This is a genomic window from Sphingobacterium athyrii (genome assembly GCF_003071065.1).
GTDB classification, from domain to species: Bacteria; Bacteroidota; Bacteroidia; order Sphingobacteriales; family Sphingobacteriaceae; genus Sphingobacterium; species Sphingobacterium athyrii.
Window position 1 is genome coordinate 231,401 of sequence record NZ_QCXX01000008.1, and the last position, 17,212, is coordinate 248,612.

Genomic DNA, 17,212 nt, shown 5'->3' on the forward strand with positions numbered 1-17,212 from the left:
ATAAACCGTTGTCTATCATGAAATTCACTCTTTCTTGACTTTTATATGATACTTTTTACGATGATATAAGCAGCAGAGCTACCTCCGGTCTGCTTTTAATCACTTATTTTACAAAATGGCATTCGCTCACAATAATATCAAAATTTTTGCATGATTTTTCTCAAATGACAAAAGATTATTTCACAAACCAGTCAAATTTCAATACATTCGTATTTTAATTTGTATTCCTAATGAAACATTTTTTCCTTTGCATAGCATTATTCACATTAATTTTTGTTAAAACCGGTTCGGCTCAACAAAAACTATTCAAAATCACCTATCAGTTTGCAGATCCCGAAACAGGTACAGACACATCAAGTTCCGAATTTATCAAAATATTGGCCGGTAGCGGAGAGGCATTGATGCATGCCTATATCTGCAACGATCAGATGCGCGTAGAAACACTACTTTTTGGAAAATCAGTACAGATTAGCAATATAAAAGAAGAGACTTCCTATCTGATAGATGAAAACAGCAAAACCTACACACCGACCGATTTGGCGTCCGGCAAGCTTATTGAAACATCAGAAGGTGCTGATTATGCTTATTCCAGTGATTTTGAAATCAGTCTAGTCCCGAATGAAAAGAAAGTTATCGCGGGCTTGCCCTGCAAAAAGGCGATATTCAACCTGGCCGGCAGTAAAGATAAAAAAACTGAGATCACGGTCTGGTATGCAGAACAATTGCCCAAATTATACTGGGGCACTTATGACTATCTCGAAAAGGTGCCCGGAGCAGCCCTTTATATCGGTGCAGAAGGTTTAGGAATTCAGGCGACTACAGTTGAAGAAGTCCCTTATGATACGGCCTTATTTGAAATTCCAGAAGGTTATGAAGAAGGGGAAGCCGAAGAAGCCGCTGCTGACTCTGCATTAAATGACCATTTATCTTGGTATCAGGACTCTACTACCGAATATTTTGGCGTACAGGACAGCTTAGGCAATAAACTCACTCCTGCAAAATATGCGTCCATCTACGCCTACGTGGGTGATTACGCAATCGTCACCGATGCAGCCCAGATGTTTGGCCTGATCGACTTACAAGGTCGAGAAGTTATCCCATGTCAATATGAATCGTTAAGTTTAGATTCGGAAGGTGCACCGTTAGTCTTTATGAAAGACCAAAAGTATGGCCTATTGGATTATACAGGAAAACTACTGCTCGCTGCAAAATATGATTTCATCTCCATTCCCAGCTTAAGCCACGCGCTGTACACCGAAGGGGACTATACCGGTGTGCTCGATCTGAAAGGCAATATATTGATTCCCGCAAAATATGAGACAATAGCTGAATACAGTGACCACCTGGCACTGATTATTGAAAACCAAGCCTATCAGTTAGTTGACAAATCCGGTAAAAAATTGTTACCTACAAGTCAGGAATTCTTATCTTTTGCTGGCGAGAAATTATTATTGGTTTTTAAAGACAACAAATATGGCTATATAGACTACAGTGGCAAAGTGGTCATTCCTTTTAAATTTCAAAATGCACAAACCTTTGAAAATGGATTAGCCTTGGTCAGCGAAGACCTGGAGAATTTTTACTATATTAATGCTCAAGGAAAGTTTATAAAAAAGTATGCAGAGTAATCCACAGACATTCTATCTTTCAACATTGCATCGCGGAAGATACATGTTTATTCTATTGACCTCGATTCTATTGATAGGGATAGGGATGTCAAAAGTTCCGATTCAGGAAATTTATAAGATCATTATAGCTCTTCTGATGGTTCCCTTGGCACTTTATCTGGCGATCAAGTGTTCTACACTGGATTCAACATGGCGATTGGACACAGATATACTCACCATCAGCAATTCAAAGAAAACTATTGAATTCCCATTGAGCAACATTTCACATATCCGAAATCTCAGACGCTCGGGTGGAAATTTGATTATCATAAACCAAAACAAAGGTTCCGCTTTTCGCACCTGGCGCAACAAATTATTTCAAAAAGAAGATGACTTACCCTTATTAGTCGAGGCCCTCAAGGAAGCCAACATTGAATATTACGATATGTAATAAAGCACATTCCACGGTAACATTTGTTACCGTTTTTTGTAATAGCGCTATGTACCTTTGTCATATAACTTTAGAACAAGCTATGTTATTGGAATACATCAAACAACCATGGCCTTGGTATATTTCAGGGCCTTTAATTGCATTAGTCATGTACTTGTTGCTAAAACAGGGGAAGGATTTCGGTATGTCGAACAATCTGCGGACCATGTGTACGGTATTAGGTGCCGGTAAATCGTCCTCTTTTTTTCGCTTCGACTGGAAGACGCAATCCTGGAACCTTCTTGTGGTACTCGGGACCGCCATTGGAGGATTCATAGCCCATTACTTTTTAAGTGACGGGGCCGCTGCGCAAATCAATGCAAAAAGTGTCGCTGATTTAAAGGAACTGGGAATAATTGATCAGCTACAGGGCTATCTTCCCAAATCTATCTTTATTTTTAATGGCTCCTGGTTTCAGTTTCTAATACTAAGCATTGGCGGACTATTGATTGGATTCGGAACAAGATACGCCGGAGGCTGTTCATCAGGACACGCTATCTCAGGACTCAGTAATTTCCAGCTTCCCTCATTAATTGCTGTCATTGGCTTTTTTATAGGTGGAATTATCATGGTTCACTTCTTATTTCCTTTAATCTTCGCATAAATGAAAGCAGTAAAATTTATATTGATCGGGATCTTATTTGGGATCATTTTATACAAATCAGAAGCGGCCTCCTGGTATCGTATTTATGAGATGTTTCAGTTCCGCTCCTTTCATATGTATGGTATGATCGGCACTGCACTTGCAACAGCGATTATACTTGTACAAATTATAAAGCGCAAACAGGTCAAAGACAGCAATGGCATGCCGATCGTCTTTCTGGACAAGGACAAAAGTATCACACGCTATTTGGCAGGGGGGACCATCTTCGGACTGGGCTGGGCGTTGACTGGAGCCTGCCCGGGCCCCATGTTTGCGTTGATCGGTTCTGGCTATTGGACATTGGGCATTGTATTGCTCTTTGCCATCTTGGGAACATGGATCTATGGTGTACTGAGAAACAAATTGCCCCATTGAGTTTTGATTTACCGCTATCCGCGCTGTGCTTAAATGAGAAAAAGCTGATAATCCACTTCAAAGGTTCATTTTAAAGAAAGCATTTAATTTAGGGCAAATGGAATTACTATTTATAATTGGCTTTTTATTAGCGATTTTAGTTGGGCTATCCATGGGTTTGATGGGGAGTGGCGGCAGTATTTTAACACTACCGATCTTCGTGTACCTATTTCATGTTGAACCACAATATGCGCTTGATTATTCCCTGTTTTCCATTGGAATACTGGCCCTGATAGGTTCGGTCAAGCCAGTGACTAAAGGTGAGGTAGATCTAAAAACTACAGCTATTTTCCTGATCCCTTCCTTAGTGTCAGTCTACTTGACCAAGCGCCACCTGTTGATTGCCATACCAACGCAATTTCATCTTGCGGAAATGGCGGTCTCCAGAAATCATGTTATTATGCTGCTGTTTTCGATTGTTATCCTGATTTCCGCTCTGGCAATGATCCGCAGAAGGAAACAGGTCGAAATATCAGCCGTCACAATGCATATTGGTCAAGTTTTAAAAATAATTATTGCAGGTTTACTCGTTGGTATCATGACAGGACTTGTCGGTGCCGGAGGTGGCTTTATTATTGTGCCTTCTTTGGTGCTATTGTTGGGCATTCCATTAAAAAAGGCTATCGCGACATCGCTATTCATCATTGGGTTAAACGCCTCCTTTGGTCTGATTGCGAACTACAAGCTGTTGAACCACATGAATTGGCCGATATTGCTTACTTTTACGTTAATCACTTTAATAGGCCTTCAGATGGGTTCCAAATGGAAAGACAAACTGAAAGTGGTGCGATTACAGGGGATTTTCGGTTATTTCCTGATCAGTATCGGTATCTTAATACTTATGGTCGAAATCATTCAATTCGTAAATCATTAAAAATCATATATTATGTTTTTTCAACACATTTTCGAGTCATCTTTAGCACATTCAAGTTATTTAATTGGCTGTCAGGCCAAAGGTGTTGCCCTAGTAATTGACCCCAAAAGAGATGTCGACACTTACTTAGCGATTGCAGCAAAAAACAATTTAAAAATTACACATATTGCCGAAACACATATCCATGCTGATTATCTCTCCGGAACATTGGAATTAGCCGAACTAACTGGCGCCCAATGTTACCTTTCAGACGAAGGGGGCGAAGACTGGCAATATGAGTTTCCACATATTGGATTAAAAGATGGTGACCAGATCCACCTTGGAAATCTAATTTTTAAGGTGCTTCACACACCGGGGCATACTCCTGAAAGCCTTAGTTTTGTTCTAATTGATACTCCGGCAACAATGGATCCGGTGATGATATTTACAGGTGATTTTGTATTTGTTGGAGACATCGGCCGTCCAGATCTTTTGGAGAATGCAGCTGGACTCATCGGTACCAAAGAAATTGGTGCACAGCAGATGTTTAAGTCTTTACAGCTTTTTTTGACCCTGCCGGATTATATCCAGGTGTGGCCTGCCCATGGCGCCGGTTCGGCATGTGGTAAAGCATTGGGCGCCGTACCTAGTTCAACCGTTGGCTACGAACGGATTCGCAACTGGGCACTTCAATATCAAAATAATGAAAGTGGTTTTGTCACTGAACTTTTGGATGGACAGCCTGAGCCACCACGTTATTTTGCCATGATGAAGAAACTCAACAAAATCAGGCGTCCGCTACAAACGAGCGTACCTCAGTATCCCAAGCTCTCGATGGAAGAGTTCAATAGATTATATCAGTCTGGTACGACAGTTATTGATACACGAAATAAATTTGATTTTGCTCAAGGTTATCTCCCGGGCAGCATCAACATACAACATAATCGAACATTCAATACCTGGGCTGGCTGGATATTGGATTACACACAACCTTTTGTCCTTATCATGGATGAAAAGGAGAAGGATGAAATCGCACGTAAGTTAATGCGCATTGGGCTTGATCATGCTGTGGGTTATATTTCAGTGGAAACCATTACTCAACTCGGAATTCCTTTGGAACGCCAGCAGCTCATTGGATTCCAGGAAATGAATAAGGTATTTAAAAATTCCAATGTTCAAATCTTAGATGTCAGGAACACTGCAGAATTCACCGAAGGACACTTGCCCAATGCCACACATCTCTTCGTAGGAACAATTGAAAACCACCTGGACAAGATTGATCAAGAGAAAGAATTATACTTGCATTGCCAATCTGGGGATCGGGCGACGATTGCAGCTTCGATCTTGGCTAAACATGGGATTAAAGACGTTAAAATATACAGCGCATCCATCAATGACTGGAAAGCTAAAGGTGGCATACTGGTTAAATAAACTGCTGAACAAAATAGCTCCAGAATTTATCACTGGAGCTATTTTGTCTTTCTGTTATCGTAGTTATTAACGAGCTTTTATAGACTGTTCCTATTAATACGCAGGAATTCAATAATCTCATCCTTCTTCTCTTCCACCTTCCCTTTCTTCTCGACAAATTGATGATTATAGATGGTCAGATATTGATGGTCATCAGTATCCGATTCATACACTTCTGCAGTCGCAAAAGAAAAATGCTCTTCCTCATCGGAAAGGTGATCGTAGACATAGGCAAAATCATGATTTGCCAATGTGTTCGCCATTGCGTCTTTGTCCTCAATAAATTTTAATCTTCCGGGCAAAATTCTCTTTTTCATCCACATTTCGTCTTTTTCTGAAAAAGGATAAATGGTAATCCCACGAAAAGCCATGATGATGGGTGTAATAAGGATGATTGCCATTTCAATAGCCCAGACGGCCCAGAGCATTGCTCCGGAGACTGGTGACTTCTTTAAGGTAAACGTACCAACCTCATTTAGCCCCTGCAGTGCCTCCCAGATAAAAGATGGATGCATAAAAAACGCTTTAAAACCTTCCAGACTAAAAGAAGATTTTACCCAAGTGTCTCCACCCATGGTACCCTCAGCATTATACATCAGTGAAACGAACAGCGCCCACTGTGCGTAAAAACCAACTAGGGCAACAATCAGCGTGATGATAATCGCGACGCCTTTATTTCTTAGCTTCCACTGTTTGAAACAAAAATTGAGCAGATAGAACAGTCCTGCGCCAAACCCAAGTGTGATAAATACATTGAAATAGACAATCGGAATAAACCATTGTAAAGCGATGTAGATAATGGCCAGAACAACTGCCCCGACAATACCTAACACAAGTGAACCGATTAATGCTAAAGCAGGCACCTTCCCCGAAGGCTTATAATACAGATTTTCCATAAATTTATTTGTAATATTTGTTAACTCAACAGATAAATTTTCTAACCAAAACCAAGCCAATTATTAATAATCAAATCATTTTTCGTCAAGATTTGATGACATTTACCTCGATTAGGGTGATTAATCGGCATTTCTTGAGACAATTTTGTAAGTTTGAAACATGAAAATCAAAATATTATCCTTTTTTGCACTTTTATGTGTAATAAATATTTGGGGACAAGAGCTAAAGGCCCAGAGAAAAGGATTCTGGCAGCAGAAAGTTGACTATACAATGGATGTCAACATGGATGAAAAGGCTTATCAATATGATGGAAAAATGGCTTTGAAGTATAGCAACAATTCAGGCCAATCCTTAAAAAAAGTTTATTTTCATTTATATTTTAACGCATTTCAACCAGAATCAATGATGGATTATCGGTTGAAAAATATCAGCGACCCTGATAAGCGAATGGTATCAAATATTGGCACCAAAGAAAAACCAATATTGCAGAGCCGTATCGAAACCCTGCAACCCAATCAAATCGGTTACCAAAAAATCAAAAGCCTCAGCATGAATGGGGTCAATACAAGCTATAAGATTGATGGCACGATCTTAGAAGTTACCCTACCCTGCGCGATTGCAGATGGCGAAACAGCAAATTTTAATATAGAATGGACTGCACAGGTACCTGAACAGATCCGGAGGTCAGGCCGCAATTCGGCGGAAGGTGTAGCGCTTTCTATGGCGCAATGGTATCCGAAGATGGCACAGTTCGATGAATTCGGCTGGCATCTTGATGAATATATCGGCCGTGAGTTTATAGCGCCTTTCGGCAACTTTGACGTTACCATACACCTCAATAAAAACTATGTGGTCGGTGCTTCGGGTGTTCTTCAAAATCCCGATGAGGTAAAAGGCTATCAGGCAAAAGCCAAAGTAAAAGCAAACAACGGTAAGGCTACATGGCATTACAAAGCCCAAAATATCCATGATTTTGTATGGGCGGCGGATCCGAAATTTGTGGTAGACTCCGCTTCCAGCAAGAATGGAATAAAAGTGTATACGGTTTATCTTCCAACAGACAAAGAAGTTATTTCAAACTGGAAGACGGCCTTGGGCCTATCTACTGAATTTTTCGATTTTTGCAGCGCTAAGTTCGGCACCTATCCTTGGCCTACCTATACCATTATCCAAGGCGGTGACGGTGGTATGGAATATGGAACAGCAACCTTAATTACTGGAGGCCGTAATCTGAAAAGCCTTGTTGGTGTTATCTTCCACGAATCTGCTCACTCCTGGTACCAACATTTATTTGGAATTAATGAAACCGTAGATGAGTGGTTTGACGAAGGATTTACTTCTTATGTGGAAGAATTGGCGATGCAGCATCTCTTCGAAAAACGAGGAGCCATTGCATCCAATCCACTTATCGATGCCTATCGGGCTTATTATAAATTAGCGCTTTCAGGCAAGGAAGAGCCGATGAGTCTGCTTGCGGATTATTACAACACGAATTATGGGTATAGTAATGAAGCTTACAATAAGGGTGCTGTGTTAGCGGAACAATTAGGCTACATTATCGGTCAGGAAAATCTAGAGAAAACATTTTTGAAATTCTACGACATCTGGAAATTCAAACATCCTACACCTAATGATTTCAAGCGTGTTGCAGAGGATGTATCCGGAATAAACCTAAAATGGTATTTCAATTTGTTCATCAATACGACACGCCAAATTGATTATGCAATTGGCCATGTAACTGACTCAGAAATTCAACTGCTCAATAAATCAAACTTTGCGATGCCACTCGATATACTTGTAGAATATCAAGATGGAAGCAAAGAACTATTTTACATTCCTTTACGTGAAATGCGCGGTGAAAAACCGGAGGAAAACTTTGAGATCTATAAGGGTATAAAACGCACTGTACTAAAGGATTGGTTCTGGACCAACCCAGAATATAAAATTTCAGTCAATAAGGCACCAAAAACAATCACGATAGATCCATCTCTTCGACTTGCGGATGTCGAATCAGCAAACAATAGCCTCACACGCTAATTTAATACTGAAAAATAGGCATTGCAGCAGATTGATGTAAAACAACTACGTTTTTATAACTTAATAAGCCCTGATAAATTGTAATTTATCGGGGCTTTTTTCTATTTGAACCAAATGAAGGTTGTCCAGTGAACCGGCAAAATACTATCCCCTCAATGGAATGACCATATTCCAGGTCCGTTCAAACTGATAGGACTCGGATCCATCTCCTGTAGCAGCAAAAAGATGTGTCGGTTTCCCATTTTCAAATAGTAAAAATGGCCGTTCAAAATTAGCTTGATGACTTACAGTACCATCATTCCAACGAATCGTCTTGGAATAAGCTTTGACGGCTTTTGACAGATGCCAATCGATTCCATCTTTCGAATATGCATGGATACCCCCCCCCTCTTCCCCACAGATTTTGCCATAGCGGTCTTTCATAATCAATTCAAATTGCTGACCATTATGCCATACGAACGGATCTTCCACATCATTTTCATGATTTTGATCGCTATGGAAAGAAAAAATAGGTTTATCAGACAAACGAAGATATGGTCCCAAGAACGAATCAGCTTGTGCTGCCCCCAATAGCAAAGGGGGATTATAATTCACCGGTGATGATTTATAGATCAGATATACCTTGCCATCTGGCAAAACTACCGGAGAAGGATTGGATGTTATGGAAGTATCCCATTCACCCTGCCTAGGATTCAAAATGGGCTGATCTACACGCTTCCAAGGACCTGATATCGACTTTGAATAGGCCATTCCGATGCGTTTATGCATCCAGGCTTTCTGCCCCAGCCCCGATTCCCAAACATTCTCGGAATAACTAGGATTGGGCTCGTCATAATTGTTTCCAAAATAATAAAGCACATAATAATCACCGTTTTTAATGATCCGAGGATTGTGAGTTGTACAACCATCAAAATACTTTTTCCCACGGGCAGGCAATACCACTTCGACAAATTCATATGGTCCCTCCGGTGTATCAGCAATCGCACGCACGACTTCGGAATTGGTCACCCAGTTACCAAAGCCATATTTTTTGCTCCAACGTGATGCAAACATATGATATTTACCATCCTCCCCCTTAATCACTGAAGGATCCCATATCCAATAGTCTGCCATGGCGAATCCACCCCCTTTTATTGCAGGGAGCAATTTATCGATAAATGCTTCTTCTGCATCATCAGTCAGAGAGAAACTATGCTTTGAAAGCGCCAATAAAGCACTGGTACCAACTATATTTTTTAGAAAATCACGACGGGAAGATATTTTCATATGATTGGTTTTTTGATTATGTAAAATGAATCTGACCATCAAGATAGAAAATAACTCGTTTGTTATCAAACTCTTTATCTCCTATTTTTAAATGACTATTTCAGAACATAAATCCGTTCAACATCGACGCGACATAACATTGGTTTTGCTCGCCAATAAAAAATATCCAAAAGGATAGGGAAAACGACTTCCCAAGTGGAAGAAAAAATGTGAATAAACTCCGAAGTTGGTCCAGTGTTGGTATATTTGTGCCCATGATTTACATTCATATCCCATTCTGCAAACAGGCCTGTCATTATTGTGACTTCCATTTCAGCACCTCTCTGCAATACAAGACCGAAATGGTGAGTGCCCTTTTGCGAGAAATCGAATTGAGGTCTCCTTATTTGGAAGACAGAAAAATTGAATCCATCTATTTTGGTGGTGGGACGCCCTCGCTATTGGATGTGGACGAAATCTCAAGGATCATTGATGCTGTTGCCAAACAATTTGACATCAGTAATCATGCTGAAATTACTTTGGAAGCCAATCCCGATGATCTTAATTCGGCGAAAGTGAATGCATTAAGATCAACTTCAGTCAATAGATTCAGTATTGGGATACAGTCTTTTTTTGAGGAAGATCTGAAATGGATGAATCGGGCCCATACCCGACAGGAAGCGTCCGCAGCGATCATGCGCGTACAGGATGCAGGATTTGAGAATATTACCTGTGACCTTATTTATGGCTATCCTTTGTTGACTGATGAAAAATGGCGCTACAATATGCAACAACTGATCGATTATGCAATCCCTCATATTTCTTCTTACTCAATGACAGTGGAAGCCAAAACCGCCCTGGATCATTTCATCAAGAAGGGCTTGAGTCCTGCTATTGATTCCGATCAGGCCGCCGATCAGATGAACTTGTTGATCGACACATTGAAAAGTGCGGGCTATGAGCAATATGAGATTTCCAATTTTGCTAAAAATGGTTTATATGCACGTCACAATACAAATTATTGGAAAGGCAAGCATTATCTTGGTATCGGACCCTCAGCCCATTCTTTCAACGGCAATTCCAGATCCTGGAATATCGCCAATAATGCAAAATACATAGGCTCAATACAAACCAACCAACTCCCCTTGGAGATCGAACATCTATCTGTTCGCGATCAGATTAATGAGTGTATTATGACCTCACTGCGCACCATGTGGGGGCTTGATCTGGAACAATTAGAAAAGAATTTTGATTACGCCGTTAAAAGTAAAATAATGGAAGATGCCGCACCATTTCTCGAACAGCAGCAATTAATATTAGACGACAATAAATTAAGATTAACGGATGCTGGCAAATTAATGGCAGACCATATCATGTCCGAATTATTTATTATTGAAAATTGGCAATAAAACAGCCTGTAAAATTATCAAAACAATAATAATTCACGTGTTTTTATTTCAATAATTACGAAAATGAAAATCAAATCGCATTTTTAATTCTGTTTATACTATGTTTGCAACATAATCTATTATAAAATATTATGTTACATAGTCCTTCTTTTGATTTAGAAATCAAAAGTTACAGAGAACAGCAAAATGCAGCTGTTGAGCTGATTCAAATCATTAGTAATCTTTGGTATAATCAAGCTATTGAACTCGTTCTGTTCAGAGAGCAGCTTGTTGATGAAAAAGTAAGTGTGATTCTCAAGCACCTTCGGGAAAGTACTATCCTTACCGGCAAAATACTGACCATATTCGATCTATTGAATATTGCTCGTGTATTGGAAAAATCAAATCTGGCTCCCGCACGAATTGATATCGGTAAACTTGCAACAAAAGCCACAAACGACCGGATCAATACGGAGGATTTATCTTCTTTTATTTCCAATGAATTAGAGGGCATTGCCGCATGGCAGGAATTAACACCCCGCGATGTTGTGCTCTATGGTTTCGGTCGTATTGGCCGTCTGCTGGCACGCGAACTCATTAATAAAACAGGTTCTGGCAAGCAACTTCGTCTACGGGCAATAGTCACTAGGGACCCTAATGATGCCAAGTCATTGTTAAAAAGAGCGGCTCTCTTAAAAAGCGATTCTATACACGGCGAATTTGAGGGCGAAGTCTATACCGACCCCGAAAAGAATGCCCTAATCATTAATGGTATCACGGTCAACTTTATCTCAGCAAAACAACCTGAAGATATTGATTATACAATATATGACATCAAAAACGCATTGGTTATTGATAATACAGGTGCTTTTCGTGACGAAAAAGAACTTGCCCGCCATTTAGCATCTAAAGGGGCCTCGCAGGTATTGCTGACGGCACCCGGTAAAGGTGTACCCAATATCGTTTACGGTGTAAACGAAGGCACGATCGATCTGGAAAAACATGCTATTTTTTCAGCAGCCTCCTGCACCACAAATGCTATTGTGCCAGTTTTGGCCGTCCTCGAAGATAAAATAGGTATCCTGAAAGGCCATATAGAAACCATACACTCCTATACGAATGATCAAAATCTGGTTGATAATATGCACAAAAAGGCCCGAAGAGGTCGTGCTGCGGCCTTGAACATGGTCATTACGGAGACTGGAGCTGGGAATGCTGTTTCAAAAGTCCTACCAACATTAACAGGCAAACTCACCTCCAATGCAATCCGGGTACCTGTACCAAATGGGTCTTTAGCCATATTAAATTTAGAATTAACATCAGCCAGATCTTTGGAACAAATCAACACGCTCTTAAAAACGAGCGCATTGGAAGGCAATCTTGTCGAACAGATTAAATTCTCCAGCAATGATGAGCTTGTATCCACTGATATTATAGGCACAACCGCCGCAGCTGTCGTTGATGGACCGGCAACCATTGTTTCAGCCGATGGTAAAAATATTGTACTCTATGTATGGTATGACAATGAGTATGGATATTCACATCAGGTGATGCGTTTATCGCGGCATATTGCGGGCGTAAGAAGATATACGTACTATTAAAATCCAATTTTTAACATAGAGAAAGGGTATCCAAAAAAGGTCGGATACCCTATTTTTCTTTAATTTCGTTCGTTTACTTTTAGCATCTCTTTTTCAGCTATTCAATTCCCGGCTAATTTGCTTTTACCTTTGAAACAGCCTTCTCTATATTTTTATAAATTGGCATTCTTCAAATATTTCATAATAATGGGTGTTGCTCCCGCCTTCTGCTGTACATATTGGCGGGCTGCCTTCGATGCTTCCGTCCGATTTGATTGATTCTGCAATCGTCCAAAGAAATCCATAAGCCCCTTACTATCAACAAATGAGAAGCCTGCACCCTGTTCAATCAGGTCTTTCGCTTCCTGAAACTTTTTATACTTGGGCCCAAACAGTACCGGTATTCCGTAAGTCGCTGCTTCCAATGTGTTGTGTATGCCAGCTCCGAATCCCCCCCCTATATAGGCAATCTGCCCATAACCATACAGGGAAGACAGCAGCCCGATATTATCGATGACCAATACCTTCGCAGCCTGCAATGTATCCCGGCTATATGTATCTATTTTTGAAAACCTCAAGGCTTCCGGCCACAGCGTCATGATGCTCGATACATGTGCTTCGTCGACCTCATGGGGTGCCAAAATCAGCTTATATGCAGTAAACTGCCGCAACAGCTCCTCCAAGAGTTTTTCATCCTCCGGCCATGTACTTCCCGCTACCAATGTAGGTGATATCCCCACAAAATCACTGATCAAAGGAACCACTTTCCGCTGCTTTGGAAGATCAATGACACGGTCAAAACGGGTGTCTCCGGCCAGCCCGGCATTGCGGATACCATACTCTTTGAGCAAACGGACACTCTCCTCATTCTGTACAAAAAAATACGTCACATAACTTAAAATTTTCCTGAAAAAACCACCGTAATCCTGAAAAAAGATTTGCTCCGGCCTAAAAATAGATGCAATCAGGAATAAAGGTATCCCGCGCCGGTGCAATCCTTCAAAATAATAATACCAATATTCGTATTTCGTAAAAACGGCAAAAGTGGGATTGACAAGTTCCAAAAATAATGTGGCATTGCCAGCGGTATCATAAGGTAAATAGAAAACATGATCCGCCAGATTGGTGTTTTTTCTTATCTCATAGCCAGAAGGAGAATAAAATGTTACAATTATTCTATGGTCTGAATAATTATTTTTTACGGCTTCCAAAACAGGTCTCCCCTGTTCAAATTCGCCCAATGAAGCGAAGTGAAACCAGATATGTTTTTGACTAGGATCAACCGATTGTTTCATCCGCAAATACCAGTCTTTTCGCCCTGTTACCATAAGGCGCGCTTTGGCATGGAAAGGGACCAAAATACGCAATAAGAGTCCATAAAGAAAGATTCCAATTGAATAAAGCAAACGCATGTTGTGAAAATAATGTTTATCTTAGTCAAAGATATCAAACCCATTTCATTAATAAGGAACCATTGAGTGGAAAATAAACATCGTAAACGGATTTTAATCACAGGAGCAGCAGGGTTCCTTGGTTCCCACCTTTGCGATCGCTTTATAGCCGAAGATTACGATGTCATCGGCATGGATAACCTGATCACTGGAGACCTACAGAATATCGCGCATTTATTCAAGCTGGCGAATTTTGATTTTTATCATCACGATGTTTCAAAATTTGTGCATGTTCCTGGAGATTTGGATTATATCCTCCATTTCGCTTCTCCTGCCAGTCCCGTCGACTATCTCAAGATTCCCATTCAAACGCTTAAAGTTGGTTCGTTAGGTACCCATAACCTCCTTGGCTTGGCAAGGGCCAAACAGGCCCGTATATTGGTGGCATCGACCTCAGAAGTTTATGGCGACCCTTTGGTGTCACCACAGTCCGAAGATTATTGGGGCAATGTAAATCCTGTCGGCCCCAGAGGGGTATATGATGAGGCCAAAAGATTCCAGGAGGCGATTACGATGGCCTATCATAATGCACATGGGCTTGACACACGTATCGTAAGAATATTTAACACCTTTGGTTCAAGAATGCGCCTAAATGATGGGCGTGCGATCCCAACTTTTATAGCACAAGCTATCCGTGGCGAAGATATCACCCTTTTTGGTGATGGTTCACAGACACGGTCGTTCTGTTATATCGATGATCAAATCGAAGGTATTTACAGATTGTTGCATTCCAATTGTATACAACCGATAAACATAGGCAATCCCGACGAAATATCGCTATTACAGCTGGCACAAGAGATTGTAGAACTTACCGGCAGCTCCAGTAAGATCAGCCATAAACCATTACCCATAGACGACCCTAAACAACGTAAACCGGATATTGGTATGGCGAAGGCAAAACTGAATTGGCAGCCCAAAATAGATCGAAAATTAGGCTTAGAAAAAACCATAGATTTTTACAGAAAGATTCCTTTGGAAACGCTATTACATAAAGACTTTACATACTATAATCAAAAATAATGAGCAAAAAAATATTAGTCACAGGCGGAACAGGCTATATTGGTTCTCACACAGTTGTTGAACTACATCAGGCAGGGTATATTCCCGTAATCGTTGATGATCTTTCCAATTCAAATATCAAGATATTGGATCAAATAGAGAAAATCATCGGAGTTAAACCCGAATTTCATCAATTCGACCTTTGTGATACCAATAAAGTCAATGAATTTGTAAAAAATAACAGTGATATCTCCGGAATTATTCACTTTGCTGCATCCAAAGCTGTCGGTGAATCCGTTCAAAACCCTTTAAAATATTACCACAATAATTTCTTCTCCTTGATCAACATCTTGGAGTCTTATCGAAATAAACCGATCAATTTTGTATTCTCTTCGAGTTGTACGGTTTATGGCGAGCCAGACTCACTTCCTGTTAATGAAAGTGCTCCGGTTAAAAAAGCGGCTTCACCTTATGGAAACACAAAACAGATTGCTGAAGAAATTCTTGAAGAAACAGCTACTGCATACGATAATTATAACATTATCGCCCTGCGTTACTTCAATCCAGTAGGTGCGCATGAGTCTGCATTGATAGGCGAACTGCCAAATGGTGTTCCACAGAATTTACTGCCATTTATTACGCAGACCGCTATCGGAAAAAGAGAAAAATTAATGGTATTTGGAGACGATTATGATACGTCTGATGGTTCTTGTGTACGTGATTATATTCATGTGGTCGATTTAGCAAAAGCCCACGTCGCTGCAATCAAATTATTGGAAAAAGGAAACCCTAACGGACAATATGATGTATTCAATGTAGGAACCGGTAATGGCTATTCGGTACTTGAAGCCATCAAAGCATTTGAGAAAGCTTCCGGTCAAAAATTGAATTATGAAATTGGTCCACGTCGGGATGGTGATATTATCAAAGTTTACGGTGATGTGACCAAATCCGCTGAACAGTTGCACTGGAAAGCCGAACTGGGCATCGATGAAATGATGGCCTCGGCTTGGGCATGGGAAAAAAACCTGAAAGAAAATCCGTTGGATTAAATAGCTGCTCGTTGAGCTCAAGAAAGCATTATAATTTTGCACTTCATATGACCGTCTTACGAACTGAGACGGTCATTTTTTTATAGTGAATCGGATTGTTCAAATCCTTTCTCTTTTTGCAAAGGCTCCCCGATATCCTGCTCATCATTTCTTTATCACAGCTGAAACGCGGCAAGAATTGAAGCCGCATTAAAATCTATTTCATTGAGCACATTTGACCGGCGGCTATCTTTTTCCAGATACAGAATGGTAAAGCCAATGAATATTGAACTACCTATAAACTCTCCACACTTGATGGTCAGGGTCTTTGCCGGTATCGGATCCTGCTTATATTTCAAATCGTATTCCCACTCCGTATCTTTTATTTCTTTATGCTCAAGTTCGTCGAAGTCGAATGAGAATGCGTGAAATTTGAATACCACCGCATTGCATTTTTCAGGAAGGACCAGTGCTCTTTTGATATCAAACTCCGGAAAAGCTATTTTAAGATCCTTCTTCTTGTTCAGGGAGATTAACGGATCGATAAAAAAATAATCCTGCATGTGACAGTTTTCATTGAACTGAAAATTTACCAAGCGATCCAATACACAGTTGCTCAGCGCGCGACTACCTTTGTCGCAATCAAGATTTGTCTTTATCGCCCGATAGATTTGCCTATTTAAGCGATTGCCCATCTGCCCATCATGCAGCTGCTGATGAATTTCCCCAAAACACATTCGGATCAGTGCACCGGCGCGGCTTACGTTTCCAAAATCTTTACTTGCCCTCTTGGTATCATCCGTCTGTTTGACGCGGTATGGCCTGCTTTGCAGGTAGTTTTTATTGCCGACTTTTCTATTCACCAGCGGACCGACCAGGCCCCTGATAAATCCATTATCATTTATTCCCATACCTAAAGATACTACAGTAAAACCCTGTTTTCAAGCATCTTATTAATTTTTAAAAATTTCCAAATTCGAGTAAAATGACAATTGTAAATCTTGCAATTTTCAAGGGACTTTATTGTAAATAGCTTATCGACAAGTTCGCCCCATGCTCGCCCCGCTCCCGACTTGTAAAAAATATGCAGGCATGGTGAAAGCACCT

15 protein-coding genes are annotated in these 17,212 nt (G+C 40.5%); 11 read left to right on the forward strand and 4 right to left on the reverse strand.

Translation table 11 applies throughout. From position 1 onward, the window contains the following. The first annotated feature begins 230 nt into the window (after positions 1 to 230). The 6 genes from DCO56_RS24360 (at position 231) to DCO56_RS24385 (ending at position 5,438) form a co-directional block, all read left to right on the forward strand. Positions 231 to 1,628, forward strand: a complete 1,398-nt coding sequence (locus DCO56_RS24360) for a WG repeat-containing protein (RefSeq protein WP_108636293.1) — start codon at positions 231 to 233, stop codon at positions 1,626 to 1,628. Further along, positions 1,618 to 2,058 carry a hypothetical protein gene (locus DCO56_RS24365; protein WP_245935912.1) on the forward strand — a complete coding sequence of 147 codons (441 nt, stop codon included), beginning with the start codon at positions 1,618 to 1,620 and terminating at the stop codon, positions 2,056 to 2,058. The genes DCO56_RS24360 and DCO56_RS24365 overlap by 11 nt, the downstream gene beginning before the upstream one ends. An 82-nt stretch (positions 2,059 to 2,140) precedes the next feature. After that, complete coding sequence (locus DCO56_RS24370) at positions 2,141 to 2,701, forward strand: YeeE/YedE family protein (protein ID WP_219929441.1); 561 nt, start codon at positions 2,141 to 2,143, stop codon at positions 2,699 to 2,701. Beyond that, positions 2,702 to 3,115: a DUF6691 family protein gene (locus DCO56_RS24375; protein ID WP_108636294.1), complete on the forward strand. Its 414-nt coding sequence runs from the start codon at positions 2,702 to 2,704 to the stop codon at positions 3,113 to 3,115. A gap of 97 nt (positions 3,116 to 3,212) precedes the next feature. Further along, entirely contained in the window at positions 3,213 to 4,028 is an 816-nt protein-coding gene (locus DCO56_RS24380) for a sulfite exporter TauE/SafE family protein (protein WP_108636295.1), read from the forward strand. Between the two features lie 12 nt (positions 4,029 to 4,040). Continuing rightward, a complete protein-coding gene (locus DCO56_RS24385) occupies positions 4,041 to 5,438 on the forward strand; it encodes an MBL fold metallo-hydrolase (RefSeq protein ID WP_108636296.1) in 1,398 nt (465 codons plus the stop codon). A 77-nt stretch (positions 5,439 to 5,515) separates the two neighbouring features. Here DCO56_RS24385 and DCO56_RS24390 read toward each other — a convergent pair whose 3' ends face one another. Then, positions 5,516 to 6,373, reverse strand: coding sequence for a hypothetical protein (locus DCO56_RS24390; protein ID WP_146191130.1), 858 nt, complete (start codon positions 6,371 to 6,373; stop codon positions 5,516 to 5,518). Positions 6,374 to 6,533: 160 nt separating this feature from the next. On the opposite strand from DCO56_RS24390, the gene DCO56_RS24395 reads away from it, so the two are divergent. Continuing rightward, positions 6,534 to 8,411, forward strand: a complete 1,878-nt coding sequence (locus DCO56_RS24395) for a M1 family metallopeptidase (RefSeq protein ID WP_108636298.1) — start codon at positions 6,534 to 6,536, stop codon at positions 8,409 to 8,411. A 144-nt stretch (positions 8,412 to 8,555) separates the two neighbouring features. Here the strand turns inward: DCO56_RS24395 and DCO56_RS24400 are convergent, their stop codons facing one another. Beyond that, positions 8,556 to 9,677: a glycoside hydrolase family protein gene (locus tag DCO56_RS24400; protein WP_219929442.1), complete on the reverse strand. Its 1,122-nt coding sequence runs from the start codon at positions 9,675 to 9,677 to the stop codon at positions 8,556 to 8,558. A gap of 209 nt (positions 9,678 to 9,886) precedes the next feature. Between DCO56_RS24400 and hemW the strand changes: the two genes are divergently transcribed. Further along, positions 9,887 to 11,065, forward strand: a complete 1,179-nt coding sequence (gene hemW / locus DCO56_RS24405) for a radical SAM family heme chaperone HemW (RefSeq protein WP_342749311.1) — start codon at positions 9,887 to 9,889, stop codon at positions 11,063 to 11,065. A gap of 131 nt (positions 11,066 to 11,196) precedes the next feature. After that, positions 11,197 to 12,645: a glyceraldehyde-3-phosphate dehydrogenase gene (locus DCO56_RS24410; protein ID WP_108636300.1), complete on the forward strand. Its 1,449-nt coding sequence runs from the start codon at positions 11,197 to 11,199 to the stop codon at positions 12,643 to 12,645. 152 nt (positions 12,646 to 12,797) lie between these two features. On the opposite strand, the gene DCO56_RS24415 is transcribed toward DCO56_RS24410, so the two are convergent. Beyond that, positions 12,798 to 14,036 (reverse strand): 3-deoxy-D-manno-octulosonic acid transferase, encoded by a 1,239-nt coding sequence (locus tag DCO56_RS24415; protein ID WP_108636301.1) that lies wholly within the window; start codon positions 14,034 to 14,036, stop codon positions 12,798 to 12,800. Between the two features lie 66 nt (positions 14,037 to 14,102). Between DCO56_RS24415 and DCO56_RS24420 the strand changes: the two genes are divergently transcribed. Both DCO56_RS24420 and galE read left to right on the forward strand, forming a co-directional pair. Next, a complete protein-coding gene (locus DCO56_RS24420) occupies positions 14,103 to 15,095 on the forward strand; it encodes a UDP-glucuronic acid decarboxylase family protein (RefSeq protein WP_108636302.1) in 993 nt (330 codons plus the stop codon). Beyond that, entirely contained in the window at positions 15,095 to 16,126 is a 1,032-nt protein-coding gene (gene galE, locus DCO56_RS24425) for a UDP-glucose 4-epimerase GalE (protein WP_108636303.1), read from the forward strand. The genes DCO56_RS24420 and galE overlap by 1 nt, the downstream gene beginning before the upstream one ends. Before the next feature lie 155 nt (positions 16,127 to 16,281). On the opposite strand, the gene DCO56_RS24430 is transcribed toward galE, so the two are convergent. After that, a complete protein-coding gene (locus tag DCO56_RS24430; protein WP_108636304.1) occupies positions 16,282 to 17,016 on the reverse strand; it encodes a hypothetical protein in 735 nt (244 codons plus the stop codon). Positions 17,017 to 17,212 lie beyond the last annotated feature (196 nt).

What these genes read in the sequence shown, in the direction of transcription:
- DCO56_RS24380 (WP_108636295.1), top strand. Translation starts at nt 3,213, where the DNA reads ATGGAATTACTATTTATAATTGGCTTTTTATTAGCGATTTTAGTTGGG.
- DCO56_RS24410 (WP_108636300.1), top strand. Translation starts at nt 11,197, where the DNA reads ATGTTACATAGTCCTTCTTTTGATTTAGAAATCAAAAGTTACAGAGAA.
- DCO56_RS24365 (WP_245935912.1), top strand. Translation starts at nt 1,618, where the DNA reads ATGCAGAGTAATCCACAGACATTCTATCTTTCAACATTGCATCGCGGA.
- DCO56_RS24370 (WP_219929441.1), top strand. Translation starts at nt 2,141, where the DNA reads ATGTTATTGGAATACATCAAACAACCATGGCCTTGGTATATTTCAGGG.
- DCO56_RS24385 (WP_108636296.1), top strand. Translation starts at nt 4,041, where the DNA reads ATGTTTTTTCAACACATTTTCGAGTCATCTTTAGCACATTCAAGTTAT.
- DCO56_RS24395 (WP_108636298.1), top strand. Translation starts at nt 6,534, where the DNA reads ATGAAAATCAAAATATTATCCTTTTTTGCACTTTTATGTGTAATAAAT.
- DCO56_RS24390 (WP_146191130.1), bottom strand. Translation starts at nt 6,373, where the DNA reads ATGGAAAATCTGTATTATAAGCCTTCGGGGAAGGTGCCTGCTTTAGCA.
- galE (WP_108636303.1), top strand. Translation starts at nt 15,095, where the DNA reads ATGAGCAAAAAAATATTAGTCACAGGCGGAACAGGCTATATTGGTTCT.
- DCO56_RS24375 (WP_108636294.1), top strand. Translation starts at nt 2,702, where the DNA reads ATGAAAGCAGTAAAATTTATATTGATCGGGATCTTATTTGGGATCATT.
- DCO56_RS24400 (WP_219929442.1), bottom strand. Translation starts at nt 9,677, where the DNA reads ATGAAAATATCTTCCCGTCGTGATTTTCTAAAAAATATAGTTGGTACC.
- DCO56_RS24430 (WP_108636304.1), bottom strand. Translation starts at nt 17,016, where the DNA reads ATGGGAATAAATGATAATGGATTTATCAGGGGCCTGGTCGGTCCGCTG.
- DCO56_RS24415 (WP_108636301.1), bottom strand. Translation starts at nt 14,036, where the DNA reads ATGCGTTTGCTTTATTCAATTGGAATCTTTCTTTATGGACTCTTATTG.
- DCO56_RS24360 (WP_108636293.1), top strand. Translation starts at nt 231, where the DNA reads ATGAAACATTTTTTCCTTTGCATAGCATTATTCACATTAATTTTTGTT.